The organism is Enterococcus sp. 2STP, from assembly GCF_032465635.1.
Taxonomy (GTDB): Bacteria; Bacillota; Bacilli; order Lactobacillales; family Enterococcaceae; genus Enterococcus_B; species Enterococcus_B lactis.
On the sequence record NZ_JAWDJH010000022.1, the window covers coordinates 17600 to 43220 of the forward strand.

At 39.3% G+C, this 25621-nt stretch carries 24 protein-coding genes; 19 read left to right on the forward strand and 5 right to left on the reverse strand.

Going from position 1 to position 25621, the window contains the following annotated elements; translation table 11 throughout:
• Positions 1-2: 2 nt before the first annotated feature.
• Positions 3-2423: a phenylalanine--tRNA ligase subunit beta gene (gene pheT / locus RWU19_RS11040; RefSeq protein ID WP_123838190.1), complete on the forward strand. Its 2421-nt coding sequence runs from the start codon at positions 3-5 to the stop codon at positions 2421-2423.
• Between the two features lie 168 nt (positions 2424-2591).
• On the opposite strand, the gene trpS is transcribed toward pheT, so the two are convergent.
• Positions 2592-3602 carry a tryptophan--tRNA ligase gene (trpS, locus tag RWU19_RS11045; RefSeq protein ID WP_002288045.1) on the reverse strand — a complete coding sequence of 337 codons (1011 nt, stop codon included), beginning with the start codon at positions 3600-3602 and terminating at the stop codon, positions 2592-2594.
• 253 nt (positions 3603-3855) lie between these two features.
• Between trpS and RWU19_RS11050 the strand changes: the two genes are divergently transcribed.
• From RWU19_RS11050 to cbpB, 8 genes are all read left to right on the forward strand, one after another.
• Complete coding sequence (locus RWU19_RS11050; protein ID WP_002288042.1) at positions 3856-4593, forward strand: amino acid ABC transporter ATP-binding protein; 738 nt, start codon at positions 3856-3858, stop codon at positions 4591-4593.
• Positions 4594-4606: 13 nt separating this feature from the next.
• Entirely contained in the window at positions 4607-5422 is an 816-nt protein-coding gene (locus RWU19_RS11055; RefSeq protein WP_002309411.1) for a transporter substrate-binding domain-containing protein, read from the forward strand.
• A gap of 12 nt (positions 5423-5434) precedes the next feature.
• Positions 5435-6082, forward strand: coding sequence for an amino acid ABC transporter permease (locus RWU19_RS11060; protein WP_002288038.1), 648 nt, complete (start codon positions 5435-5437; stop codon positions 6080-6082).
• A 15-nt stretch (positions 6083-6097) separates the two neighbouring features.
• Complete coding sequence (locus tag RWU19_RS11065; RefSeq protein ID WP_002292958.1) at positions 6098-6754, forward strand: amino acid ABC transporter permease; 657 nt, start codon at positions 6098-6100, stop codon at positions 6752-6754.
• A gap of 161 nt (positions 6755-6915) precedes the next feature.
• Positions 6916-7737 (forward strand): glutamate racemase, encoded by an 822-nt coding sequence (gene racE, locus RWU19_RS11070; protein ID WP_123838196.1) that lies wholly within the window; start codon positions 6916-6918, stop codon positions 7735-7737.
• A 2-nt stretch (positions 7738-7739) separates the two neighbouring features.
• Positions 7740-9095, forward strand: coding sequence for a ribonuclease PH (rph, locus tag RWU19_RS11075; protein WP_123838191.1), 1356 nt, complete (start codon positions 7740-7742; stop codon positions 9093-9095).
• Entirely contained in the window at positions 9096-9614 is a 519-nt protein-coding gene (locus RWU19_RS11080; RefSeq protein ID WP_002309405.1) for a metallophosphoesterase, read from the forward strand. It abuts the gene before it with no gap.
• 106 nt (positions 9615-9720) lie between these two features.
• Positions 9721-10221 (forward strand): cyclic-di-AMP-binding protein CbpB, encoded by a 501-nt coding sequence (cbpB, locus tag RWU19_RS11085; protein WP_002309404.1) that lies wholly within the window; start codon positions 9721-9723, stop codon positions 10219-10221.
• A 279-nt stretch (positions 10222-10500) separates the two neighbouring features.
• Here the strand turns inward: cbpB and RWU19_RS11090 are convergent, their stop codons facing one another.
• Entirely contained in the window at positions 10501-11421 is a 921-nt protein-coding gene (locus RWU19_RS11090; RefSeq protein ID WP_002315101.1) for a mechanosensitive ion channel family protein, read from the reverse strand.
• A 125-nt stretch (positions 11422-11546) separates the two neighbouring features.
• On the opposite strand from RWU19_RS11090, the gene RWU19_RS11095 reads away from it, so the two are divergent.
• On the forward strand, positions 11547-12599 hold the full coding sequence (locus tag RWU19_RS11095) for a branched-chain amino acid aminotransferase (protein WP_258080464.1): 1053 nt from the start codon (positions 11547-11549) through the stop codon (positions 12597-12599).
• A gap of 110 nt (positions 12600-12709) precedes the next feature.
• Here the strand turns inward: RWU19_RS11095 and fabI are convergent, their stop codons facing one another.
• Positions 12710-13465 (reverse strand): enoyl-ACP reductase FabI, encoded by a 756-nt coding sequence (fabI, locus tag RWU19_RS11100; RefSeq protein ID WP_002295795.1) that lies wholly within the window; start codon positions 13463-13465, stop codon positions 12710-12712.
• A 218-nt stretch (positions 13466-13683) separates the two neighbouring features.
• Here fabI and fabZ point away from each other — a divergent pair, with 218 nt between their 5' ends.
• Positions 13684-14124, forward strand: a complete 441-nt coding sequence (fabZ, locus tag RWU19_RS11105) for a 3-hydroxyacyl-ACP dehydratase FabZ (protein WP_002309395.1) — start codon at positions 13684-13686, stop codon at positions 14122-14124.
• Between the two features lie 125 nt (positions 14125-14249).
• On the opposite strand, the gene RWU19_RS11110 is transcribed toward fabZ, so the two are convergent.
• Positions 14250-15005 (reverse strand): peptidylprolyl isomerase, encoded by a 756-nt coding sequence (locus RWU19_RS11110; RefSeq protein WP_070769876.1) that lies wholly within the window; start codon positions 15003-15005, stop codon positions 14250-14252.
• A gap of 188 nt (positions 15006-15193) precedes the next feature.
• Here RWU19_RS11110 and RWU19_RS11115 point away from each other — a divergent pair, with 188 nt between their 5' ends.
• Positions 15194-16288, forward strand: a complete 1095-nt coding sequence (locus RWU19_RS11115; RefSeq protein ID WP_002315099.1) for a DUF871 domain-containing protein — start codon at positions 15194-15196, stop codon at positions 16286-16288.
• Between the two features lie 162 nt (positions 16289-16450).
• On the forward strand, positions 16451-17386 hold the full coding sequence (locus RWU19_RS11120) for an alpha/beta hydrolase (RefSeq protein ID WP_024635159.1): 936 nt from the start codon (positions 16451-16453) through the stop codon (positions 17384-17386).
• An 85-nt stretch (positions 17387-17471) separates the two neighbouring features.
• On the opposite strand, the gene gap is transcribed toward RWU19_RS11120, so the two are convergent.
• Positions 17472-18482: a type I glyceraldehyde-3-phosphate dehydrogenase gene (gap, locus tag RWU19_RS11125; RefSeq protein WP_002309387.1), complete on the reverse strand. Its 1011-nt coding sequence runs from the start codon at positions 18480-18482 to the stop codon at positions 17472-17474.
• A gap of 288 nt (positions 18483-18770) precedes the next feature.
• Here gap and obgE point away from each other — a divergent pair, with 288 nt between their 5' ends.
• The 6 genes from obgE to recJ all read left to right on the forward strand — a co-directional run bounded on the left by obgE (position 18771) and on the right by recJ (position 25619).
• Positions 18771-20084 (forward strand): GTPase ObgE, encoded by a 1314-nt coding sequence (gene obgE / locus RWU19_RS11130; RefSeq protein ID WP_002295805.1) that lies wholly within the window; start codon positions 18771-18773, stop codon positions 20082-20084.
• 163 nt (positions 20085-20247) lie between these two features.
• A complete protein-coding gene (locus RWU19_RS11135; protein WP_002309384.1) occupies positions 20248-20835 on the forward strand; it encodes a hypothetical protein in 588 nt (195 codons plus the stop codon).
• A 174-nt stretch (positions 20836-21009) separates the two neighbouring features.
• Positions 21010-21951 (forward strand): ribonuclease Z, encoded by a 942-nt coding sequence (gene rnz, locus RWU19_RS11140; protein ID WP_002313806.1) that lies wholly within the window; start codon positions 21010-21012, stop codon positions 21949-21951.
• Positions 21948-22736, forward strand: coding sequence for an SDR family NAD(P)-dependent oxidoreductase (locus RWU19_RS11145; protein ID WP_002329154.1), 789 nt, complete (start codon positions 21948-21950; stop codon positions 22734-22736). Before rnz ends, RWU19_RS11145 begins: the two co-directional genes overlap by 4 nt.
• On the forward strand, positions 22737-23180 hold the full coding sequence (locus RWU19_RS11150) for a lipopolysaccharide assembly LapA domain-containing protein (RefSeq protein ID WP_002390566.1): 444 nt from the start codon (positions 22737-22739) through the stop codon (positions 23178-23180).
• A gap of 141 nt (positions 23181-23321) precedes the next feature.
• Positions 23322-25619, forward strand: a complete 2298-nt coding sequence (recJ, locus tag RWU19_RS11155; RefSeq protein ID WP_123838192.1) for a single-stranded-DNA-specific exonuclease RecJ — start codon at positions 23322-23324, stop codon at positions 25617-25619.
• The last annotated feature ends 2 nt before the right edge of the window (positions 25620-25621 follow it).

The following is a 25621-nucleotide window of genomic DNA, read 5'->3' on the forward strand; positions in this document are numbered from 1 at the left end:
AGATGTTAGTTTCATATAAATGGCTTAATCGTTATGTGGATTTATCGAATGTAACACCAAAAGAATTAGCGGATAAAATGTCTGTAACAGGAATCGAAGTCGAGGGAATCACGGTTCCAGAAGAAGGCTTGAAAAAAATCGTTGTCGGTGAAGTCAAGGAATGTGTACCACATCCAGATTCTGATCACCTTTCTATTTGTCAAGTCGATATTGGTGAAGACGAACTGTCTCAAATCGTTTGTGGAGCGCCTAATGTGAAGGTCGGAATCAAAGTAATCGTTGCGCTTCCTAACTCACGGATTGCTGGAAATGTGAAGATCAAAAAAGGGAAAATGCGTGGTCAAGTATCAAATGGTATGATTTGCTCGTTACAAGAAATTGGCTATTCAGATAGTGTTATACCGAAAGAATACGCTGAAGGTATCTATTATATGCCACAAGAAGCTGTAAATGGCGATCCAGTTTTTCCTTATTTAGATATGGATGATTCAATCATTGAATTGTCTATCACACCAAATCGTGCAGATGCATTGTCAATGCGCGGCGTAGCTTATGAAGTTGGGGCAATCTATCGTCAGACGCCTACATTTGATGACGAGAAATTAGTAGAATCATCACAACTTGCTAGCGATAAGATCCAAGTGACAGTTGAAGATAAAGAAGTCGTTCCTGCCTATCAAATCCGCATCATTGAAGGAGTAAACATCCAACCAAGTCCTCAATGGCTGCAAAATCTTTTGATGAATGAAGGCATCCGCCCAATCAACAATGTAGTAGATGTGACGAACTATATTTTGCTTTTATTCGGACAACCACTACATGCATTTGACTACGACAAATTGAAATCAAATGAGATCCTTGTCCGTCATGCAAAAGAAAATGAGACATTAGTCACGTTAGATGGAGAATCTCGGGAATTGACAACTGACAATCTTGTCATCACTAATGGCAAAGAACCAGTTGCTTTGGCTGGTGTCATGGGTGGATTAGATTCAGAGATTACGAATGAAACAACAACAGTGGCACTGGAATCTGCTTTGTTTGATCCAATTTCGATCCGTCGTACAGCAAAACAATTTAATTTGCGTAGCGAATCTTCTGCACGCTTTGAAAAAGGGATCAACCATGCAACTGTTGGAGAAGCCAGTGAGGTTGCTGCAGCAATGATCGTTTCTCTTGCAGGTGGGGAAGTTCTACAAGGTGCGGTCAAAGGTTCAGAGATCAAAGCAGAAGACGTATCAGTGAAGATTTCACTTGAACGCATCAATCAATATTTAGGAACATCTCTTGTCGTTAAAGAAGTAAATGAGATTTTTGAAGCACTTGGATTTAGCTATGAAGAAAAGGATCATGTTTATTCCGTAGTCGTACCACCAAGACGATGGGATATCCAAATCGAAGCAGACATTATCGAAGAAGTTGCTCGTATTTATGGATACGACCAGTTGCCATCTACTCTTCCAAGTGGAGAAACGGTTGCTGGAAGCTTGTCGAAAGAACAAGAAACTACTCGTAAAATTCGTACAATCTTTGAAGGAAGCGGATTGAGCGAAGCCATCAGTTATGCATTGACAACAGAAGAAAAATCAAGACAGTTTGTTATAAAAGAAAGTAATATTACACGTTTGGACTGGCCAATGAGCGAAGAACGTTCTGTATTAAGAATGAATTTGATCAGCGGACTATTAGATGATATCAGTTATAACACTGCTCGAAAAAATACAGAGATTGCTTTATATGAAATCGGTCGAGTATTCTTCCAAGAAAATGATCCGCGCACACATCTGCCGCAAGAAATAAAACATGCAGCAATCGCTATTTCTGGTATTTGGGAAGAAAAAGATTGGCAGACGAAAGCACAAAACGTAGACTTTTTCACCATCAAAGGTCTTTTAGAAAACTTATTTGAACAACTAGGTATCCATGAAGATATCCATTATCAAACGGTGACAGAAATAAAAGAAATGCATCCTGGAAGAACTGCTGCGATTTACCTTGGCGAACAATTCATCGGTTTTGTCGGTCAAGTGCATCCGACAATTGCCAAAAGTTATGATATTCCAGAAACATATGTTGCTGAGTTTGATTTATCTGCTGTAGTGGAAGCTGCCCAAAAAGAAATCGTTTTTGAAGCAGTGACAAAATTCCCAGCAGTCAGCCGAGATATCGCTTTGCTTGTAAAAGAAACTGTGACAAATCAGGAATTAACAGAAGTTATCCATTCTGCTGCCGGAAGATTTTTAACAGATATCCAATTATTTGATGTCTATCAAGGAGAAAACATCGAAAAAGGACATAAATCCATGGCTTATAGCCTGACATTCGTCAATCCTGAAGCAACATTGACAGATGAAGAAATCAATAAAGCAATGGAAAAAGTCGAAAAAGCGTTGATAGAAAACCTAGAGGCAAGTATTCGCTAAGAGGGAAAATATAGTAAGTAACGATCAAGTAGCTTTTGAAGACTATTCATTTGAAAAAGAGATGTGACACAAGTTTGTCACATCTCTTTTTTTGATTTTAAAAAAGGAATAGCACAGAGACGAGATAAAAAAACAGGCCTTTACAGCCTGTTTTTTAGAGTAAATGAATTAATGGAAGTAATTGATTCCCATTGCTGATTTTACTTCAGAAAGTGTTTGTGCAGCTACTTTAGCAGCTTCTTCACTACCTTTACGTAAGATTTCCATAACAGCTGAAGGATCTTTTTCCAATTCTTCTCGGCGTGCGCGGATCGGTGCAAATTCAGCTTCCAATACATCAATGAGGTATCGTTTGATCTTTACATCACCAAGTCCGCCGCGGCGGTAATGAGCTTTCATTTCTTCAATTGCTTCTTTATCTGTTCCGAATACATCCAAGTAGGTGAAGACCATATTCCCTTCTACTTGTCCAGGATCTTGTACATGGATGTGGTTTGGATCAGTATACATACTCATGACTTTTTTCTGTAAGACATCGGCAGGATCGGAGATATAAATACCGTTTCCTAACGATTTACTCATTTTGCCATTTCCATCGATTCCAGGTAATCTACCCATTCCTTTTGGTGGGAATACGCCTTTCGGTTCCACCAAGACTTCACCATATGTATGATTGAAGCTTTGTACGATTTCCTGTGTCTGCTCTAGCATTGGTTTTTGATCCTCGCCAACAGGAACGAGATTCGCTTTGAATGCAGTGATATCAGCTGCTTGAGAAACAGGATAGATAAAGAATCCTGTAGGCACGCTTTCACCGAATTTCTTTTGTTCGATTTCTGTTTTGACAGTCGGATTGCGTCGAACGCGTCCTACGCTGACTAAGTTCAAATAATACATGGTTAATTCAGCTAATTCCGGAATTTGTGATTGGATAAATAAAGTAGATTTTGCAGGATCTAATCCCACGGCTAAATAGTCTAAAGCAACTTGCAAGACATTTGATGAAACCTTCTCAGGATTTTTAGCATTATCAGTCAGTGCTTGCATGTCAGCAATCATGACAAACAGTTGGTTGTCTTCGTCTGCTTGCATAGCCACTCGGGTTTTTAGAGAACCGACGTAATGCCCTAAATGCAGCTTCCCAGTTGGTCGATCTCCCGTTAAAATAATATTTTTCAAAAAAGACACCTCTTTACGATTTGTAAGTCTGAGCACTTAATATCTTACCGTTTTTCCTGACAAGAAACAACAGTTCCTAAGGAAAAAACAAGGAAAGAGGATAAAATAACTAATAGATTAGAAATGAAAGAAATATTTATGGGAGAATAAACGTTCTAAGAAACTTTACAAATTACTAAACTATCAGATATAATGTATTTTATTATACATCTTTAAAAGAAATCTTACTAAATAATAATGGGAGTGTAATTCTATGGCAATGATTAAATTTGATCACGTGGATAAATATTATGGCAAGTTCCACGCATTAAAAAATATCAATCTCGAATTCGAGAAAGGAGAAGTTGTCGTTGTCATTGGTCCTTCTGGTTCAGGAAAGAGCACGATGCTTCGCTGTATCAATGGATTAGAGACGATTTCTTCAGGTAAGCTACTAATTAATGATACTGACTTGCATGATAAAAAGACAAAGTTGACAGAAGTCCGAAAGAATATCGGCATGGTTTTCCAGCATTTCAATTTGTATCCTAATAAAACCGTTCTGGAAAATATTACATTAGCACCAATCAAAGTGTTAAAGCAAGACCAGGCAACTGCAGTCAAAAACGCGGAGAAATTTCTGAAAACTGTCAATATGTTAGATAAGAAAGATTCTTATCCTTCCATGTTATCCGGTGGACAACAGCAACGGGTGGCAATCGCCAGAGGTTTAGCGATGAATCCTGAGATGCTGCTGTTTGATGAACCTACTTCTGCTTTGGATCCGGAAATGATTGGTGATGTATTGGACGTCATGAAAAAATTGGCGCATGACGGCATGTCAATGATTGTCGTGACGCATGAAATGGGCTTTGCCAAAGAAGTTGCGGATCGTGTCATCTTCATGGCTGACGGAGAAGTATTGGAAGATAGCAGAAATGTGAGAGACTTTTTCGAAAATCCAAATGAAGTCCGAGCACAGCAATTTATCAGTAAAGTTATCAATCATTGATAGGAGGAAAAAGATGCGCAGGTTTAAAAAAATACGCCTGATTTTCCTTTTAGGCATTGCTTTTCTTGCACTAGCCGGATGTAAAGGAAATGGGTTGGCAAATGAAGATATTTTAGAGCGAAGCAAATCTACCAATGAAATCATCTGGGGTGTCAAATATGATACTCGATTATTTGGAATGATGGATATTGAGAGCAGAACCGTACAAGGATTTGATGTAGATATTGCAAAAGCAATCACTGAAAAGATCCTTGGTGAGAATGGAAAAGCGGAATTTGTTGAAGTCACTTCTAAAACGCGGATCCCGTTATTGAAAAACGGAAACATCGATGCGATTATTGCGACGATGACGATCACAGATGAACGAAAAAAACAAGTCGATTTTTCAGATGTCTATTTCGATGCTGGCCAAGCTTTGTTGGTAAAGAAGGGAAGCCAAATCAAAAGTGTAGATGATTTGAATGCTTCTACAACAGTTCTAGCAGTCAAAGGTTCTACGTCGGCTGCGAATATCCGACAGCATGCACCAGATGCAAACATTCTGGAATTGGAAAATTATGCAGAAGCATTTACTGCGTTACAATCTGGCCAGGGAGACGCAATGACTACGGATAATGCGATCTTGTTAGGGATTGCAGATGAAAATCCAGAGTACGAGTTAGTCGGCGGAACGTTTACTAATGAGCCTTATGGAATTGCGATCAACAAAGGACAAGAAAACTTCTTGAAAGCTGTTAACCAAGCGCTAGAGGAAATGCATGCAGATGGCACATACGATAAAATCTATCAAAAATGGTTTCCAAACGAAACTGAAGGAAAAGTAGAGTAAGGGGGAGAGGCAATGAGCGAATTGATACAGACTTATGGACCAATCTTTGTCGACGGGTTCAAGATCACATTGTTTTCGAGTGTCTTAGCACTTGTGTTTAGTTTGATTATCGGAACGTTGATGGCAATCTTCCAATTATCAAAGAATAAAGTAGTAAGTGCCTTAGCAAAGGCATATGTAGAATTTTTTAGAAACATTCCATTATTGATCATCGTGATGTTTTTTTATGTTGTCGTACCTATTTATTGGTTTAATCTAGACGGATTCCAAGCAGGGACGATTGGCTTGACTATCTATACATCCGCTTTTATTGCTGAAACAGTACGTTCAGGGATTCAAACTGTACCAAAAGGCCAAACAGAAGCAGGATTGTCTTCTGGATTTACCTATTCAGAAATTATGCGTTATATTGTTTTGCCCCAAGCATTCAAAATCGTTATTCCGCCATTAGGCAACCAATTTATTAATCTTGTGAAAAACTCGTCTATTTTAGCAATCGTAGCTGGTTTGGATTTGATGTATCAAGGAGATTTGATTGCCAGTGAAACATTCAATACCTTCGATACGTATATCATCGTTGGGTTGTTTTACTTAGTTATCACGCTGCCGTTATCTTACTTAATGGTTTATCTTGAGAAAAAATGGGCGGTTCGTTCATAGAAGGAGGGGAAATACATGGATTTTAGCGGCGCTTTTTCATGGATGAATGTCCGTTTTTTATTGGAAGGATTAAAGGTTACTGTTGAAGTTTCATTGTTTTCGATCATTTTCAGTTTCTTGATTGGTGGTCTGACAGGTGTGATTCGTTTTGCGAATATCCCTTTCTTGTCCAAAATCCTTGGTATTGTGATCGATATCATACGAAATCTTCCATTATTATTGATCATTTTCTTCACTTATTTTGCTTTGCCTCAGATTGGCATCCAGATGAACATCTTCTGGTCCGCTGTTGCAGCATTAACGATCTTTGAATCAGCTATGCTGTCGGAGATTTTCCGAGCAGGACTTAATGCTGTTCCGAAAGGGCAGATGGAGGCAGGATTGTCAACAGGACTGACTTATGTAGAAACAATGCGGACGATCGTCTTGCCGCAAGCATTCAAATCAATGATCCCGGCAATTGTGAGCCAATTGATTTCACTGATAAAAGATACTTCATTAGCAGTAATCATTTCTTTACCTGAACTTTCTCATCAGGCACGTATTATTTATGGACAGAATACCAATTATGTGCTTCCGATGTTCATCATCATGACACTTATGTACTTCGTGGTGTGTTACGCGCTTTCTCTGCTTTCCGGTTACTTGGAAAAGAGACGGTACAGTTATTAATAGATGATTCTTTTAGCGGTTGTGGCAAACTAAAGTCACAACCGCTTTTCCTCTTTCCATTCGAAAAAAAGAGATTTTGATTGTTTTAAGCAAGTGAGAGCACTTGAAAATTCACGCTAAAAAGTACACAATAGGGAAGATAGAATTTATTGAAAAAAAGGATGATACGATTGACAGATAATCGCCCTATCGGATTTATTGATTCAGGTGTCGGCGGCTTGACTGTAGTGAAAGAAGCCCTGAAACAATTACCGAATGAAAATATTTTATTTGTAGGAGACACAGCACGCTGCCCGTATGGTCCTAGACCTGCGGAACAGGTAATCCAGTATACTTGGGAAATGACGGATTATCTGGTGGAGCAAGGAATCAAGATGCTAGTGATTGCCTGCAATACCGCAACTGCGGTTGCTTTAGAAGAAATCAAAGCTGCTCTTTCTATTCCAGTCATCGGTGTGATCCTTCCCGGTACAAGAGCGGCAGTAAAAAAAACACAAAATAAACAAGTTGGCATTATCGGTACGATTGGTACGGTAAAAAGTCAAGCTTATGAAAAAGCATTGAAAGAGAAAGTGCCAGAATTGACTGTGACAAGTCTTGCTTGTCCAAAATTTGTTTCAGTTGTCGAAAGTAATGAATACCATTCATCTGTGGCAAAAAAAATCGTGGCAGAAACATTAGCTCCGTTAACGACTAAAAAAATCGATACATTGATTTTGGGATGCACCCATTATCCGTTATTACGCCCCATCATTCAAAATGTAGTGGGGGAAAATGTTCAACTGATCGATTCTGGAGCAGAAACAGTAGGTGAAGTATCTATGCTACTCGATTATTTCAATTTGAGCAATTCACCGCAAAATGGACGGACATTATGTCAGTTTTATACAACAGGATCTGCTAAACTTTTCCAAGAAATAGCTGAAGACTGGCTTGGAATCGGACACCTAAATGTAGATCATATTGAATTGGGAGGAGAATAAGGATGCGTCATGACGGGAGAAAAGCCCAAGAGCTTCGTAAACTGGAGCTTCAAACAAATGTTTTCAAATATCCAGAGGGATCGGTTGTGATCCGTTTTGGTGATACAACAGTTATTTGTTCTGCAACAGTAGAGGATTCTGTACCTCCCTTTTTGAGAGAAACAGGAACAGGGTGGGTAACAGCTGAATACAGTATGCTACCTCGAGCAACGAGTACGAGAAATCGTAGAGAAAGCAGCAAAGGAAAACTTTCTGGTAGAACAATGGAAATCCAGCGTCTTATTGGTCGCTCCTTGCGTGCAGTAATAGACTTGGAAAAGCTGGGAGAGCGTAGTATCATCATAGACTGCGATGTGATCCAAGCGGATGGCGGAACTAGAACAGCTAGCATCACTGGGGCATTCGTCGCGTTGAGACTAGCAATTGAAAAGCTTTTAAGAGAAAAGGAATTGTCAGAAGATCCAATCAAAGAGCATCTTGCTGCAGTTAGCGTAGGGATCTTGCCGGATGGGACTTGCGTGACAGATTTGGACTATCAAGAAGATTCCGCAGCACTTGTAGATATGAATCTCGTGATGACAGAATCAGGAAAATTCGTGGAGATTCAAGGAACTGGAGAAGAAGCAACGTTTGATGGAGAACAGTTGAATGAAATGCTCTTTTTTGGAAAAAACGCGATTGAAGATTTGATCAAAGAGCAAAAACATGCTTTGCTAACAGAATTTGCTCAAGATAATGAGCGGATAGAAGAAACAAAAACAATCATCATTGCGACAAGAAATCCAGGAAAAGCAGAAGAGTTTCGAAATATGTTCAAAGAAGCGGGATATCATGTAAAAACATTACTTGACTATCCTGAATTGCCAGATGTGGAAGAAACTGGCAGCACATTTGAAGAAAATGCCCGATTAAAAGCAGAAACGATTGCACAATTGCTTGATCAACCAGTCTTAGCAGATGATTCAGGTTTGAAAGTGGATGCGTTAGGCGGTATGCCAGGAATCTATTCTGCACGTTTTGCAGGGGAACAAAAAAGTGATGCGGGGAATAACGCCAAATTATTATATGAATTGACAGATGTGCCGGATGAAAAAAGAACAGCACAATTCCATTGTACATTAGTATTCGCGGCACCCAAAAAAGACAGCCTCGTAGTAGAAGCGGAATGGCCCGGTCGAGTAGCCCGTATACCATCTGGCGAAAATGGCTTTGGGTATGATCCTTTATTTATCCCAGAAGGTCAGAAACAAACAGCAGCAGAATTATCGAGCGAAGAAAAAAACAAGATCAGTCATCGGGCTCAAGCAATGAAAAAATTGAGTGCCGAGTGGAAACAATGGCTGGAAGGAGAGAGATAGATGCGGTATTTAGTAGTAAGTGATAATCATGGAGACAGAGATATCCTCGTTGACTTAGTAGATCGTTATCGTTCTGAAGTGGACATCTTTTTCCATTGTGGTGATTCGGAATTAGAAGCTTCTGACCCATTATGGGATACATTCCAAGTGGTTCAAGGTAATTGTGATTATGGACCAGGATTCGAACAGAAAAAAGTGATCCAAACTGGTCAGGATACAGTATTCATGACTCATGGTCATTTATCGAATGTCCGATTTGGTTTGACACAGTTAGCAATCGAAGCTCGAGCTGCAAATGCCGATATGGTTTTTTTTGGTCATACCCATCAAATAGGCTGTGAGATGGATCAGAAAATCCTGTTTTTAAATCCTGGTAGCATTTCTCAGCCTAGAGGCCCGATCCAAATCCCATCATATGCTCTTATTGAAAGTTTAGATGACCAAATTTCTGTTCAATACTATAACCGTGCCCATCAGGCAGTTGAAGAGTTGGCCTTTTCTTTTTCGAGAGAGCGCTGAATAAAAAAACTCTAATTTTTAATAAAAATAAGCTTTATTTTGTGAATTTTGCATCCGATTTCGGTAAAATAGTAGTGTTGAATGAAATAGAAATGGAGGCCATCAGATGATTGGACCTATAGTAAGAGAAATGCTGCTGGAAAATCAGGAAACGTTTTTGATTCCTGCAGAAAATGTGGCAAATGTTATGTATCATCATCCATTATCCCATGGTTTACTTGTCTTATCGAAGGTCGGTTATTCCAAAATTCCTGTATTAGGAAAAGATGATCACTTTGTAGGACTAGTAAGTTTATCAGATGTGGTCAATAAAATGATTGACTTGCAAACAATCAGCATGGATCCGTTAGAAGGACTAACAGTTGCTGATGTAACAGAAACGGATGTTCCGACGATTGATGAAAATTGGGAACTAGAAGAAGTACTCCATTTGTTAGTTGATTCGCCTTTTTTACCGGTTGTCACAGAAGAACGGGTTTTCAAAGGAATCATCACAAGGAAAGAGCTGCTTAAAGCCGTAAACTTCATGGTGCATGAATTAGAACGTCGCAATATATTGTCTCCGAAAATCGAAGAATTAAAAGAACAAATCGATATTGTGAGCTAAAGAACGAGAAACTGAAAGATAATCAAAAAATAAGTAGAAACAAAAGCGTACCAGTTTTGACTTTATCTTGAAAAAGAGGCTGGGACAGAAGCGTTTAACTCCAAGAAATAAGAAGGAATTCACGAAAATTGCTTTTCGAATTTTTGTGAATTTCAGCTTATTTCCGAAGGAGTTGCTTCTGCTTCCGCTGTTTATACGTGTTTAGAGCGTGGGACAAAAGTGTTCTTTACTTTTGTCCCACGCTCTTTTTAGTGAGATCCGTTGCATCGTTTGTCCAAATTATTTTCCGACAGCAATTGGACTGTTCGGAATCGTGAACCCAGAAGCTGTCAATTCTTTGACATAGGAGCTCAAAAACTCTTCTTTTAAGGCATATTGTTTTCCGTTCAATGCGTAGCAGACCGTTCGAATAGCAAAATTACTATTACCAAGATCCACTAAACCAAAGATGGAAGGTTCAGTTTGAAGCTCTTCTTGGTATTTTTCAGCTAATGTATGATTTACTCGATCAATGATCTCATAGATTTTGTCATATCCTTCTTCAGGAACGATCCGGATATCTAAAAGTACTTGCATATTTGCACGAGAGAGATTGCTGATCGTGGTGATGTTTCGATTCGGGATGAAATGGACAGTACCATCCGTTGCTTTCAGCTGAAGGGTACGGATACCAACAGATACGACGGTTCCTTCAATCGTTAAGTTTGCTAACTTGATGTAGTCTCCAACATCCATCTGTTGTTCCATGATAATAAAAAATCCGGTAATAACATCACTCATGAACCCTTGGGCACCAAGGCCGATCGCCACACCTGCAATTCCGGCACCAGCCAAAAGTGAACCGATCGGTACACCGATAGCAGATAAAATTGCGTAGATAAAGAAGAAACCAAGGGTATAATGAAAAATAGTATTTAAAAGACTATGTAAAGTCTTTAAGCGGCTCTCGTTTAGAATGGCTTTTTTAGAATACTGATTAAAAGACTTATCAATCAGATATTTTCCCACACGGTGAAGAATCCAAAAAAGGACGATCAAAAAAATCAGATATAAACTTTTTTGGATAAAGGCAGCCAAAATGGCGTCCCAATCAATCCCGTCCCAAAACCGCTGAAACGCATTTACTTTGCTGACAGCTTGATCTGTCAATGTCTCGCCAGAAGAGTCTGTCGTACCGGCAGTTGCTAATAATGAAAACATAAAATCCTCTTTTCTAAAATTTGATTCTTTCTGTATTGTACCAAGAAGTTTTCAAAAAAGGAAATAGCAAAAATAACTATAATGAAGGAAAAAAGCTGAAAATAAAATGACAAATAATATGGATAATGATAAAATGTGGAGAAAATAACGAAGGTGGTAAGTATATGCAAATCGATTGGAACAATTTAGGATTTTCTTATATCAAAACTCCTTGGCGTTTCATTGCCAAATGGAAAGACGGACAATGGGAAGAAGGGGAATTGACAGAAGATAATTACCTGACGATTCACGAAGGATCTCCAGCGCTTCATTATGGTCAGCAATGTTTTGAAGGTCTAAAAGCTTATCGTCGAAAAGACGGGAAGGTCAATCTCTTTCGACCTGAACAAAATAGTCGGCGGATGAATCAAAGTGCTAGACGCTTGCTGATGCCGATGGTCCCTGAAAAAATGTTCGTTGATGCTGTTAAGCAAGTGGTAAAAGCAAATGAATCTTTCGTGCCTCCGTATGGAACAGGCGCTACATTATACTTGCGTCCTTTACTGATTGGGGTCGGTGAAAACATCGGTGTCCATCCTGCTCCAGAATACTTATTTGTCGTCTTCTGTACGCCAGTAGGAGCGTATTTCAAAGGTGGGCTAAAACCAACGAACTTTATTGTATCTGATTATGATCGTGCTGCTCCTAAGGGAACAGGCGCAGCAAAAGTCGGCGGAAATTACGCAGCAAGTTTACTTCCAGGAACAGAAGCAAAAGAACTGGATTACTCAGATTGTGTTTATCTTGATCCAGCCACACACACGAAAATCGAAGAAGTAGGGGCAGCAAATTTCTTTGGGATTACGAAAGACGGAAAATTCATCACTCCACAATCGCCATCTATCTTACCAAGTATCACGAAATACTCTTTGCTGCAATTAGCCGAAGAGCGACTAGGACTTCAAGCAATAGAAGGAGATATTTTCATTGATGATCTAGATCAATTTGCAGAAGCTGGTGCATGTGGTACAGCGGCTGTTATTTCTCCGATCGGTGGGATCTACCACAATAATAATCTGCATGTATTTTATAGCGAAACGGAAGTAGGACCAGTAACAAAGCGGTTGTATGATGAATTGACAGGTATTCAATTCGGGGACATCGAAGCACCAGAAGGCTGGATTGAAGTCGTGGAGTAATTTCAAAGTAATAAGTTGAAAAAACGTAAAAAAGAAAAAATCAGGAAGAGACTTTAAAAAGTTTTTTCCTGATTTTTATATGTTTTACTTTAAAGAATGTAACAAAAGGATTATGAAAGATGGACACCTTTGTCAACGTAGATAATATCACCGATGATCCCGCTGGAAAGAGGACTGATCAAGAAAGCACAAGCATTACCGACTTCTTCGATCGTTACACCTTGCTGATCAGGCGTACGAGATTCAGATAACTGGATCAGTTTTTGATAGTCCTTAACCCCTGTAACAGCTAATGTTTTGATTGCTCCAGCTGAAATACCATTGACTCGGATGCCTTTAGGTGAAAACTCAGCTGCCAAATAACGGATAGCTGCTTCAAGAGAAGCTTTCGCGATACCCATCATATTATAATTCGGGATTGCGCGCTCTGAACCTAGATAAGTCATGCTAACGATTCCGCTATTTGGTGCAAGAAACGGTTGTGCGTATTTTGATACAGCAATCAAAGAGTAGCTACTGATATCTTGAGCTAATTGATAGCCGTCTCTGGAAATATCAGACACATTTCCGGACAATTCTTCTTTGTTGGCGTAAGCAACTGCATGGACAAGGCCGTGGATCTCTCCAGCATATTCACCGATGGCATTCATTGCTTTTTCGATGCTTTCGTCGCTAGAAACATCACATTCTACCGTGAATGCTTCTTCGCCGACCAATTTGACTAATGATTTTTTCATTCGTTCATTTTGGTAAGTATAGATAATCTCTGCCCCTTGTTTCAACATTGCTTCAGCGCACCCCCAAGCAATGCTTTTTTTGTTAGCGACGCCCATGATGACGATTTTTTTTCCTTCTAGAAATGACATAATGACTCTCCTTTGTTTCTAATAAAAATTTGATAGTCGTAAAAAATAGAAAATAATAGCTAAAATAACTTCTTGATTTCTTAATTATTAGTCAAAATGTTTTGATTGTCAAACTATTTTTTCTTAAATTAAAAAAAGATTGCTAAATATTTAGGAATATGATACTTTGATAGTCAAAGTAATGAAAATGGCAATCGCCTGAAAGAAGGAGTTTAATTATGTCTTATGTATTATCTGCTACTGAAGTAATGGACTTGATCCCTAATCGTTATCCTATTTGTTATATTGATTATGTAGATACATTAGAACCAGGAAAAAAGATCGTTGCGACAAAAAATGTAACGATCAATGAAGATTTTTTCCAAGGTCACTTTCCTGACAATCCAGTGATGCCGGGTGCGTTGATCCTAGAAACACTGGCACAAGCAGGTTCGATCCTTATCCTAAAATCAGAAGAGTTCCTAGGAAAACGAGCTTATATCGGTGGAATCAATAAGGCCAAATTCCGTCAAAAAGTTGTTCCAGGAGATGTACTGAAATGTCATTTTGAAATCACCAAAATGAAGGGGTCAGTCGGTACAGCGTTATCTGCAGCATATGTAGATGATAAAAAAGTCTGTGAGTGTGAGTTCACGTTCATCGTCAACCAAAATGCTTGATCATAAAAAAGTTGTTATAGAAAAATAGAAGGATGCTTACCTGCTTTTTTATGTAAAAAGAAGACGTCTGAATCTAGCACATTTTGTCATATTTGCTAGATTCAGACGTCATTTTTATGTTCTGTTTATTTTGCTTCTTGCAGTATATTGATTTTATCAATTTTTACTTCTTCTTTTGGTTTGTCTGAACTATCTGTTTCGACATTTGCAATAGCATCCACGACATCCATTCCTTCAATCACTTGACCGAAGACAGTGTACTGACCATCCAGGGAAGGATAACCGCCGTTTTTATAAGCATCGATAATCGCTTGAGGGTAATCATCTTTTAAAAGACCATCATGCATATCATCTGAATTTTGAACGATAAAGAACTGGCTGCCGTTACTGTTAGGATCTTGTGAGCGAGCCATAGATAACGCACCTCTTATGTTGTAAAGGTGGTTGTTGATCTCTGTCTCAAATCCTTCTCCCCAAATACTTTCGCCTCCAGTGCCATCGCCTTTAGGATCACCGCCTTGGATCATGAAATCTTTGATGACGCGGTGAAAAGTCAGGCCATTATAGTAACCATCTTTTGCGTGTGTCATAAAGTTTTCAACTGCTTTAGGTGCATATTCAGGGAATAATTTGATTTTGATTGTGCCTTTATTTGTCACCATTTCGACCAAATCCTCATTTTCAGCTACATCTTTCGTCAATTGTGGCAATTCCAATGCATTCAAATCGACACTACTGGCAGTTGTACTTTCCGCAGTGGATGTACTTTTTGAACTTTCAGCCGATGAACTAGGAGAAGTCGTACTGTTTGCGGAACAACCAGCAGCAAACAATAATGCTGCAGCTAAACTAATACTTAAAATAACTTTATTTTTCTTCATAACTATTCCTTTCCAATTTACTGTTTTGTTATCTTTAATGATAACAAAATAGAGGAGAAATACCTACTTAAATTATTGGAATTTATCATTTATTTTAAAAGAAAAAGAAAAGGTGTAGACCATTTATTTTGTCTTTGCTATAATGTAAGTGGATACAAAAACGAAAAGATGCAGGAGGAAATGGTAATATGGGAAAATTAGGAATCTCGATTTATCCAGAACGATCAACATTTGAAAAGGACAAAGCGTACTTGGATTTAGCTCATAAGTATGGGTATAAACGGGTTTTTACCAGTTTACTGCAGATCAACGACGACAAAGAAAAAGTTCTTTCAGAATTTAAAGAAGTAGTTGATTATGCGAATAGCCTAGGCATGGAAGTAATGGTAGATATCAATCCAGCGTTATTTGAACAGTTGGAGATTTCTTACGATGACTTATCCTTTTTCCATAAGATGGGTGCCTATGGAGTTCGCTTGGATATCGGGTTCACCGGAGCAGAAGAAGCAAAAATGACGCGTAATCCTTTCGGTATCAAAATCGAGATCAATATGAGTTCGGGCACGAATTATGTTGACAACATCATGAGTTATTCGCCAAACACGGATAATTTATTAGGTTCTCATAATTTTTATCCTCATCGATATTCTGGTTTAGGCTACGACCATTTTGTTTTTTGTTCAGAAAAATTTAGAAAATATAATTTGAATACGATGGCGTTCGTCAATTCGCAATCCGCTGAGTTTGGCCCTTGGCCTACACAAGATGGCTTGTGCACACTAGAAGACCACCGAGACCTTGAGATTGCTACACAAGTGAAGCATTTGATCCTTACAGGGCTGATTGATGATATTTCTATTGGAAATGCGTATGCAAGCGAAGAAGAATTGAAAGAAATGGCAGCAGCATTTAATGCAGATTATCCAACATTGAAAGTAGATACGGAAGAAGGGATTACAGAAAACGAACGAATCTGCTTGTTTGACAATCTCCACAGTTATCGAGGAGATCGCTCAGAGTATATCCTTCGTTCGACGATGACTCGTGTATATTATAAAGAAAAAGATTTTCCACCTCACAATACGCGAGATATGCATCATGGTGATGTGCTGATTGATAATGAAGGGTATGGTCAATATAAGGGAGAAACACAAATCGCCTTGAAGGACATGAAAAATGACGGACGGGTCAATGTCGTAGGAAGAATTTCTGATGACGAACTGTTCCTCCTTGACTTTTTGAAACCTTGGTCAAGCTTTAAATTAATTGAAAATAAAAAATAGATAATGAGTTGCTGCAGAAATAATCCGCTAGAAATAGCCAGTTATTTCTGCTTTTTTATTTTGCTTTTTTATAGGTTATAAAAATGAACATTGCATAGTAGAGATTCTTTGATTATACTAATTCAAGGTTAGATGAAAAAAGAGAAATGAGATGGATAATTTATGAAACTTTGGATGAAAATCCTTCTAGGTGTTGCCCTAGTTCTAATCGTTGCGCTATTGTTTGCAGGGAATTATTTTTATAATTATGCTGTCGTGCCGTCTGAGAAAGACTTTTTAGATGAAGATACACCAGGTACAACACAGACATCCAAAGAAACGGATGCACATAAGTGGTTTAGTTCAAAAGAGAACCGAAGCAATTGGACAATCACTTCGAAAGACGGTCTGAAATTATCAGCGATTTATCTTCCTGCTGAAACGAAAAGTGAAAAAACAGCTCTAGTTGCTCATGGCTACATGGGAGATGCTGAAACGATGACCAATTATGCAAAGATGTTCCATGATATGGGCTACAATGTCCTTGTTCCAGATGCAAGAGGGCATGGAAAAAGCGAAGGGGATTATATTGGATTTGGATGGCCAGAGCGCAAAGACTATGTGCAGTGGATCAACAAAGTGTTAGAAGAAAATGGAAACTCGCAAGAAATCGTTCTATATGGTGTCAGCATGGGGGCAGCAACTGTCATGATGACTAGCGGAGAAAAATTACCAAATAACGTAAAAGCAATTATTGAAGATTGCGGTTATTCTTCTGTCCATGATGAGCTTGCGTATCAGCTAGACGATATGTTTAGTCTTCCAGCGTTTCCGCTTATGCAAGTAACGAGTCTAGTGACAAAAGTCCGTGCCGGCTACTTTTTCGGTGAGGCAAGTGCAGTGGATCAATTAAAGAAAAACCAGCGTCCGATGCTATTTATACATGGAGACGCAGACACATTTGTACCATTTGAAATGTTGGATAAGGTTTATCGTGCAACGAAGGGGCCAAAAGAAAAGTATGTTGTAAAAGGAGCCGAGCATGCGGAAGCATACAAGACAGATCCTGAAAAGTATCAGCAAGTAGTCCAACAATTTTTAAACCAATATGTTCATTGAACTAGTTTAAATGCAAGAGGATAAAAAGAAACAAGCCTTTGACTGGACCCAGTCAAAGGCTTGTTTTATTGTTTGATTTATTAAATTACAAGTTAGCGAATTTTTCTAGTAAGCGAATCATTTGGCAAGTGAATCCGTACTCATTGTCATACCATGCAACAGTTTTGACAAGTTGGAAATCGCCAGCAGTTGTTACTTCTGTTTGGGTTGGATCAAAGATCGAACCTTGAGTTGTGCCAATGACATCGCTAGAAACGATTTGACGATCATCATACCCAAATGAAGGATTGTCAACTGTGTGTTTTTTGATTGCTTCATTTACTTGATCAGCAGTTACTTTGGTTTTCAATACTGAAACTAATTCAGTTAATGAACCATCAACGACTGGAACACGTTGCGCATGTCCTTGTAATTTTCCTTGTAACTCAGGGATAACTAAGCCGATTGCTTTTGCAGCACCAGTAGAATGTGGAATAGTGTTGTCAGCAGCTGAACGAGCAGCACGTAAATTACCGCCTCTTACTGGTCCATCTAACAGCATTTGGGTTGAAGTGTAGGCATGGACTGTTGTCATTGTACCAACTTCGATCCCAAATTCATTATTCAAGAAATAAGCCATAGGTGCTAAACAGTTTGTTGTACATGAACCTGCTGAGATGATTCGGTCGTTTTCATCTAATGTATCATCATTGACGTTATAGACGATAGTTTTCATTGCACCAGCTGGGGCAGAAATAACTACTCGTTTGACACCAGCATCTAAATGCGCTTTCGCTTTTTCTTCAGATGTATAAAAACCAGTACATTCTAGTACGATATCTACACCGTTTTCTTTTACCCAAGGGATTTTGCTTGCGTCGGGTTCTGCATAAACACGCGTTGCTTCGCCATCCACTACGATTGAGTCTTCTGTTGCAGTAACTGTGCCAGGATAAGTACCATGAGTAGAGTCAAATTGCAATAATTGTGCTAACATAGTTGGACTTGTTAAGTCGTTGATTGCTACTACTTCAATATCATCTGATACTTCTTTGATGCGGCGGAAAGCCAGACGGCCGATACGCCCAAATCCGTTAATACCTACTTTTACTGTCATATCAAAAGTTCCTCCTTTATTAGGGGTGCTATGAAACGGCATCCTCAATTAATACAATTAATACACTGTTATTCTGCTACGCAAAGCATATTTTGTCAAAAAATTATACTCGATAGCAGAAAAATGGTTGGAAACCTTACCAAATAATAAAAAAAGAAGAAGGCAATCAATCTTTTTGCTGAAATGATAGACAAAAACAGATTTCACCGATAAAATAAGGAAGACTTTTGTTTATTGTGGAAATTCAGGCAGTCAAATAAATAAATTGAATAATAGGAGGACTTAATTATGTCCATGTTTTTAGATCAAGTAACGATCGATGTGAAAGCTGGCAAGGGCGGAGACGGAATGGTTGCATTTCGTCGCGAAAAATACGTTCCTGACGGCGGACCGGCTGGTGGAGACGGTGGTCGTGGCGGTGATGTCATCTTGATCGTCGATGAAGGTTTGCGTACATTGATGGACTTTCGTTTTAATCGCCATTTCAAAGCGCAGCCAGGTGAAAATGGAATGAGTAAAGGGATGCACGGCCGTGGTTCAGAAGATACCTATGTGAAAGTACCGCAAGGAACCACTGTCCGAGATGCAGAGACTGGTGCTCTTTTAGGAGATTTGATTGAAAATGGTCAAACACTAGTTGTGGCGAAAGGGGGACGTGGCGGACGAGGAAATATCCGGTTTGCCTCTCCTCGGAACCCTGCACCGGAAATTGCTGAAAACGGGGAACCAGGACAAGAACGAAAAATCGAACTGGAATTGAAAGTATTGGCAGACGTTGGGCTTGTAGGCTTTCCATCTGTTGGAAAATCGACTTTGCTATCTGTGATTTCATCTGCTCGTCCAAAGATCGGCGCTTATCATTTCACGACACTCGTCCCTAACTTGGGAATGGTTACTACAAGTGATGGCAGAAGTTTTGCCGCAGCAGACTTGCCAGGGTTGATTGAAGGAGCTTCGCAAGGTGTTGGACTAGGTACACAATTCCTTCGTCATATCGAAAGAACGCGAGTTATTTTACATGTGATCGATATGAGTGGGATGGAAGGACGAGATCCTTACGAAGACTATCTTGCCATCAACAAAGAATTATCTACTTACAACTTACGCTTGTTAGAGCGTCCGCAAATCATTGTGGCAAACAAAATGGATATGCCGGATGCACAGGAAAACCTAGTGAAATTCAAAGAACAGCTGAACAAGGAAAAAGAAGACGAATTCGCTGATGATATCCCAGTATTTCCAATTTCTGGAGTGACTCGACAAGGATTGGATGCGTTATTGAATGCTACAGCAGACTTGTTAGAAGTAACGCCAGAATTCCCATTGTACGAGGAAGAACTGGAAGAAGAAACTGTACACTATGGATTCAATCCAGAAGGTCCTGAGTTCCAAATCGATCGTGATTCAGATGCAACGTGGATCTTATCCGGTGAGAAGATCGAAAAATTATTCCAAATGACGAATTTCGATCATGATGAAACGGTAATGCGTTTTGCTCGTCAATTACGTGGTATGGGTGTGGATGAGGCACTTCGGGCACGTGGGGCGAAAGATGGCGACCTTGTCCGTATCGGTGAATTTGAATTTGAATTTGTCGAATAGGCAAACAAATAAAAACAAATACCAAAAAATATAGTTTCGAATCTAAGGGGAGTATGGCTGAGGCCATTCTCCTTTTTATTGGGTAGGAAAGAGTGCTTTTCTTTTCTTATTTTACAATTAAAGGTAAAATAAATAACAAGAAGGTATGAAAGGGGCGTTTTCAATGAGCAAGCGAGTAATCATTTTAAATTTTCAAGTAGAAAGCCAAGCGTATCAGGCATTTTCAGAAATCAAAAAACTACATGCTGTTCGTTCGATCAAAGGAGAACAGATGGCCGTTGTCAGCCATGATCCCAATGGAACCCATCAATTCAAAATAGAAGATTTTATCGACTTTACTGGGAATAACAAATCTTCTACTGGTGGGTTGATTGGTATGTTGGTTGGTGTATTAGGTGGGCCGCTAGGGATTTTATTAGGATGGTTTGCTGGAGGGATGATCGGTGCGACACAAGATGCAAAAGAAATAAAAGATGCTCAGACTGTGTTCGACTTTGTAGGAAATAAAATCGGTGAAGGAGCTACAGGACTGATTTTGATTGCGGATGAAGAAGACAATCGTCCATTGAATCAATTAGTGATGATGGAATTAGGCGGAGAAATTACCCGTTTGGATTATGAAGATGTCGAAAAAGATGTGCATGATGCGAAGGAAGCCGAAAAGCAGGCGAAAGAAGCTGCCCAAAAGACTTGGGAGGACAAACATCCGCAATCTTCCGATGACAATGAGAGTTCCGAATCTTCAAATTAATAAAAACAGCAGAGAATCTCAAAAGGGTTCGCTGCTGTTTTTACAATGGAGTTTAAAGAAAACGTTATCACAGAGGAACATCGTTTTTATTTGAAGCCTTTATCGACTTACGGTTGATTATCCTATCTTTTTCCCCTAAAATTAAAGAGGAACTTAAAGAAAGTCAGGTAGATTATGGAATTACAATTTTTAGGAACAGGCGCAGGTGTTCCTGCAAAACATAGAAATGTGACAAGTATAGCATTGAAACTTTTAGACGAACGTAATGAAGTTTGGTTATTCGACTGTGGTGAAGGCACGCAAATGCAGATTTTGCGAACGACTATCCGTCCGAGAAAAATCGGTAAAATTTTCATTACACATTTACACGGCGATCATATTTTTGGGCTTCCCGGACTCATCAGCAGCCGTTCATTTCAAGGTGGGGATACGCCATTAGAGATTTACGGGCCAAAAGGGATAGAGGAATACATAAAAGTCTCTTTAGGCATTTCGCAAACACGGTTAAGTTATCCGCTGAAATTCATCGAGTTAAATGAAACAGACCCGATTTTTACTGATCAGCAATTTTCTGTTTATGCAAAAAAACTAAATCATGGAATCGACAGTTTCGGTTATCGTGTGGTTGAACATGATCATAAAGGAGAATTGCAGGTGGATCGTCTGAAAGAATTAGGCATTCCGGCTGGACCCCTGTACGGCAAGCTGAAGCAAGGGGAAACGATCCAACTAGAAGATGGTCGGACGATCAATGGAAAAGATTTCGTAGGCCCAAATAAAAAAGGGCGGATCGTGACTATTTTAGGCGACACGAGAAAAACACATAATTCTGTTGTGCTTGCGGAAAACAGTGATATTTTGGTACATGAAAGCACATTTAATAAAGATGAAGCAAGAATGGCGCATAACTATTTCCATTCTACGACTCATCAAGCTGCTGAAGTTGCAAAAGAAGCGCAGGCAAAACGGCTGTTGCTTACTCATATCAGTGCAAGATATTTAGGAAAAGCAGCTCTAGAGCTTGAAAAAGAAGCAAAAGAAGTGTTTGAAAACACGACGATCATGAAAGATTTTGATAGCATTGAGATACCATTTCGTGAGGAGGATGAGGCATGAATTTAGAAGATAAAGTTGTTTTAGTAACAGGTAGTTCAGGTGGTCTAGGCGCGCAAATCTGTTATGAAGCAGCAAAGCAAGGAGCAATCGTTATAAGTTGCGCACGAAGAATGGCATTTGTAGAAGGTGTCAGAGACGAGTGCAGACGCTTGAGCGGCAAAGAGGCTTATGCTTTCAAAGTAGATGTCAGCGATCCTTATAGTGTGGATGAACTATATGAAAAAGTAATGGAAGAAGTTGGACGTGTCGATATTCTGGTAAACAATGCTGGTTTTGGTATTTTCGAGGACTTCCTTACATTCGATCTTGGAAAAGCGTACGATATGTTTGAAGTCAATATCTTAGGAATGATGGTTTTGACACAAAAATTTGCGATCGATATGGCAGAAAGAAGACAAGGACATATTATTAATATCGCCTCAATGGCTGGAAAAATGGCAACTGCAAAATCAACGGTTTATTCTGCCACGAAATTTGCAGTCCTTGGTTTTTCCAACGCCTTGCGATTAGAATTGAAACCACTTGGTGTAGCTGTTACGACAGTAAATCCAGGTCCAATCGAGACAGATTTCTTTGACAAGGCTGATCCAAGCGGAAGCTATTTGGAAAAAGTCGGGCAAATCGTTTTAGAACCCACTAAGTTGGCAAAAATGATCGTCCGCAATATGAGACATCCAAAACGGGAAATCAATCAACCGTTTATTTTAGAAGTTGCATCAAAATTTTATACGCTGTTTCCAACGATTGGTGATTATTTAGCCAGCGGAATTTTTAACAAAAAGTAGGTGGAGGAATTGAAAAAGCAAAGCAATGTGATTCTTGGATTTATCTTAGTTTTGATTATTGTTCTTTTTGCTGTATTGAACAATAAAAATGTCCCTGTAAGTTTTGGCTTCACTTCCTTTTCTGCACCGTTGATCTTAGTGATTATCGGTTCTGCGCTGATTGGTGCACTGATTGTATTCTTGACTGCTTCGGCAACACTATGGCAGCAAAAAAAGCAAATCAAGCAGCTGACTCAGGAAATATCAGAATACCAAACAGATCTGCAAAAGAAAATTGAAGAAGCAAAAGAAGAACAGCAACGCGAGTTTAGAAACGAACGCGCGGAGTTAGAAGCTGCTTATCAGGCGGAATTACAAGCGAAAACAGCACAAATCAGTCAATTGAAAGCACCGGAAGAACAAAAAACGCAAGCGCCAAAACAAAGCTTCAATTATTTTGACTAATAGGGATATTTCATAAATGGTCGTATAAAAGATCGGGTCCTGCTGAACATCAGTCTAGCGGATCTGATCTATTTTTATTCTTTCTTTCTGCTTTTTTTTGCTGATTTCCTTTGCTATAATAACTAAGTTAGGAGTGAGAAAGTGAGACAAGCAAATTTTGATTGGAAGTTAAGCGAGACAGAGCCTTCTGAATCCTTTCTCCAAATGATTCGTGAACTGAAATTATCTCCATTTGTCGGTAAGTTACTGTGGCAAAGAGGTTACCATGAGGAAGAGGATATCAACCGATTTTTACATCCAAAAGAACAAGAACTACATGATCCGTATCTGATGCACGATATGGATAGAGCAATCAGTCGAATACAAGAAGCTGTAATCAGTGGAGAAAAAATCCTCGTTTACGGTGATTATGATGCAGACGGAATCACCAGTGCAACGGTAATGAAAGAAACACTGGAATTACTTGGCGCAGAAGTAGAAGTATTTTTGCCAAATCGATTTGAGCATGGGTATGGACCAAACCAATCGGTATACCAAGAAAAGATCCAAGAAGGCATCCAGCTGATCATCACTGTTGATAACGGGGTAGCAGGAAATGATGCGGTAGCATATGCTCAGCAAGCTGGTGTAGACGTGATCATTACAGACCATCACGAGCTACCTGAGAAATTACCAGACGCCTATGCGATTGTTCATCCTCGTCATCCAGCGGGGCAATATCCATTTCCAGATCTGGCAGGAGTCGGAGTAGCATTCAAAGTAGCTTCTGCATTGTTGGAAGAACCACCTGCAGAATTTTTGGATTTAGTAGCGATAGGAACGATCGCCGATTTAGTTTCATTGACTGATGAGAATCGAATCCTTGTTGCATTAGGAATCGATGCCATCCATCATTCAGAACGGATAGGACTTCAGGCGCTGTTTGAAGAAAGTGGCGTAAAAATGAGAGATGCAGACGAAACAACGATCGGCTTTTCGATTGCGCCCAGACTAAATGCTATTGGTCGGATGGGTGACCCGCGACCTGCCGTTTCATTGCTTGCAACGTTTGACGAAGAAGAGGCATCCATTCAAGCAAAAAAATTGAATGAAATCAATGAAGAAAGAAAAGCAATCGTAGAGCAGATAACAGAAGAAGCATTAGCAATGGTCAATAAGGAGAATCATATCCATCTATTGGTAAACCGAGGATGGCATGAAGGTGTTTTAGGTATTGTTGCAGGAAAAATAATGAACGAAACTGGTAAACCAACGCTTGTTCTTACTTTAAAAGAAGACGGATCAGCTAAAGGTTCTGGACGTAGTGTTGAAGCCTTGAACCTTTTTGAAATGCTTGACCAGATGCGGGATTTATTTACTTATTTTGGAGGACATCATGCAGCAGTCGGATTAACGATGCCAAGTGAAAATGTCACAATACTACAGGAGAAGATGAACCAATATATAGTCGATCGTCAAATCGATTTGACAAGAGGTCCTAAATTAAGAATTGATGAAGTGCTACTTCCGAATGAAGTAACAGTAGAGCGTATTGATGAACTAAAATTATTAGCGCCATTTGGTACAGATAATCCTTTACCTCAATTTTTATTTCGGCAAGTCCAAGCAGCGAATGTCAAAAGAATCGGAGCAAACCAACAGCATCTGAAATTTGTCCTTTCCGATGAATCTAGTCAGCTTGATGCGGTCGCTTTTGGTTTTGGAACTCAAGAAGAAGAACTACTGAATAATCTAGTAGATGTAGTAGGAAAGCTTTCGATCAATGAATGGAATGGACGTAAGAAACCGCAACTGATGGTATCTGATTTTGCAGTAGGTGGTCTGCAGGTATTTGATTGGCGGGCAAAACGTTTCCGTGAACAGAGCCGAACATCTGAAGACAGTCTTTATTTAGCTTTTGATTCTTCGACGTTGAAATTCGTGCCGGAGCGCATCCAAGAAACGGCGATTGTTTTCGAAGGAATGGATTCTATACACGCAGTAATTGAAAAAAGAAAACCGAAATCTCTGGTTATTATGGATTGTCCAGATGATTTAGCAAAGCTGAAAGAAGTCTTTGGGTCTTATTCATTCAATCGTGTTTATCTGATGGGGATTTCACCTGATGAGGCTTATTTGAATGGGGTAGGCACAAGAGAACAGTACGCAAAATTGTTTAAATTGATCCATTCTCAAGAACGAATAGATATACGTCATAAAATAAAAGCAGTAGCTCAATATTTGCGTATCCCTGAAAAATTATTAATTTTTATGATACAGGTGTTTTTTGAATTGAAATTTGTTACAATAGAGAACGGTGTTTTACAAAAAGTCGCCAGCCCAGAAAGTCATCCTTTGACTGAGAGCAAATTATACCAGCGGCGGCTAAATAAAATCAAAGTTGAGGAATTTTTGCTTTTGAGCGATATTCCTACCATAAAGAAATGGTTAACAACCTAGGA

What these genes read in the sequence shown, in the direction of transcription:
- pheT (WP_123838190.1), top strand. Translation starts at nt 3, where the DNA reads ATGTTAGTTTCATATAAATGGCTTAATCGTTATGTGGATTTATCGAAT.
- RWU19_RS11050 (WP_002288042.1), top strand. Translation starts at nt 3,856, where the DNA reads ATGGCAATGATTAAATTTGATCACGTGGATAAATATTATGGCAAGTTC.
- RWU19_RS11055 (WP_002309411.1), top strand. Translation starts at nt 4,607, where the DNA reads ATGCGCAGGTTTAAAAAAATACGCCTGATTTTCCTTTTAGGCATTGCT.
- RWU19_RS11060 (WP_002288038.1), top strand. Translation starts at nt 5,435, where the DNA reads ATGAGCGAATTGATACAGACTTATGGACCAATCTTTGTCGACGGGTTC.
- RWU19_RS11065 (WP_002292958.1), top strand. Translation starts at nt 6,098, where the DNA reads ATGGATTTTAGCGGCGCTTTTTCATGGATGAATGTCCGTTTTTTATTG.
- racE (WP_123838196.1), top strand. Translation starts at nt 6,916, where the DNA reads ATGATACGATTGACAGATAATCGCCCTATCGGATTTATTGATTCAGGT.
- rph (WP_123838191.1), top strand. Translation starts at nt 7,740, where the DNA reads ATGCGTCATGACGGGAGAAAAGCCCAAGAGCTTCGTAAACTGGAGCTT.
- RWU19_RS11080 (WP_002309405.1), top strand. Translation starts at nt 9,096, where the DNA reads ATGCGGTATTTAGTAGTAAGTGATAATCATGGAGACAGAGATATCCTC.
- cbpB (WP_002309404.1), top strand. Translation starts at nt 9,721, where the DNA reads ATGATTGGACCTATAGTAAGAGAAATGCTGCTGGAAAATCAGGAAACG.
- RWU19_RS11090 (WP_002315101.1), bottom strand. Translation starts at nt 11,421, where the DNA reads ATGTTTTCATTATTAGCAACTGCCGGTACGACAGACTCTTCTGGCGAG.
- RWU19_RS11095 (WP_258080464.1), top strand. Translation starts at nt 11,547, where the DNA reads ATGATAAAATGTGGAGAAAATAACGAAGGTGGTAAGTATATGCAAATC.
- fabI (WP_002295795.1), bottom strand. Translation starts at nt 13,465, where the DNA reads ATGTCATTTCTAGAAGGAAAAAAAATCGTCATCATGGGCGTCGCTAAC.
- fabZ (WP_002309395.1), top strand. Translation starts at nt 13,684, where the DNA reads ATGTCTTATGTATTATCTGCTACTGAAGTAATGGACTTGATCCCTAAT.
- RWU19_RS11110 (WP_070769876.1), bottom strand. Translation starts at nt 15,005, where the DNA reads ATGAAGAAAAATAAAGTTATTTTAAGTATTAGTTTAGCTGCAGCATTA.
- RWU19_RS11115 (WP_002315099.1), top strand. Translation starts at nt 15,194, where the DNA reads ATGGGAAAATTAGGAATCTCGATTTATCCAGAACGATCAACATTTGAA.
- RWU19_RS11120 (WP_024635159.1), top strand. Translation starts at nt 16,451, where the DNA reads ATGAAACTTTGGATGAAAATCCTTCTAGGTGTTGCCCTAGTTCTAATC.
- gap (WP_002309387.1), bottom strand. Translation starts at nt 18,482, where the DNA reads ATGACAGTAAAAGTAGGTATTAACGGATTTGGGCGTATCGGCCGTCTG.
- obgE (WP_002295805.1), top strand. Translation starts at nt 18,771, where the DNA reads ATGTCCATGTTTTTAGATCAAGTAACGATCGATGTGAAAGCTGGCAAG.
- RWU19_RS11135 (WP_002309384.1), top strand. Translation starts at nt 20,248, where the DNA reads ATGAGCAAGCGAGTAATCATTTTAAATTTTCAAGTAGAAAGCCAAGCG.
- rnz (WP_002313806.1), top strand. Translation starts at nt 21,010, where the DNA reads ATGGAATTACAATTTTTAGGAACAGGCGCAGGTGTTCCTGCAAAACAT.
- RWU19_RS11145 (WP_002329154.1), top strand. Translation starts at nt 21,948, where the DNA reads ATGAATTTAGAAGATAAAGTTGTTTTAGTAACAGGTAGTTCAGGTGGT.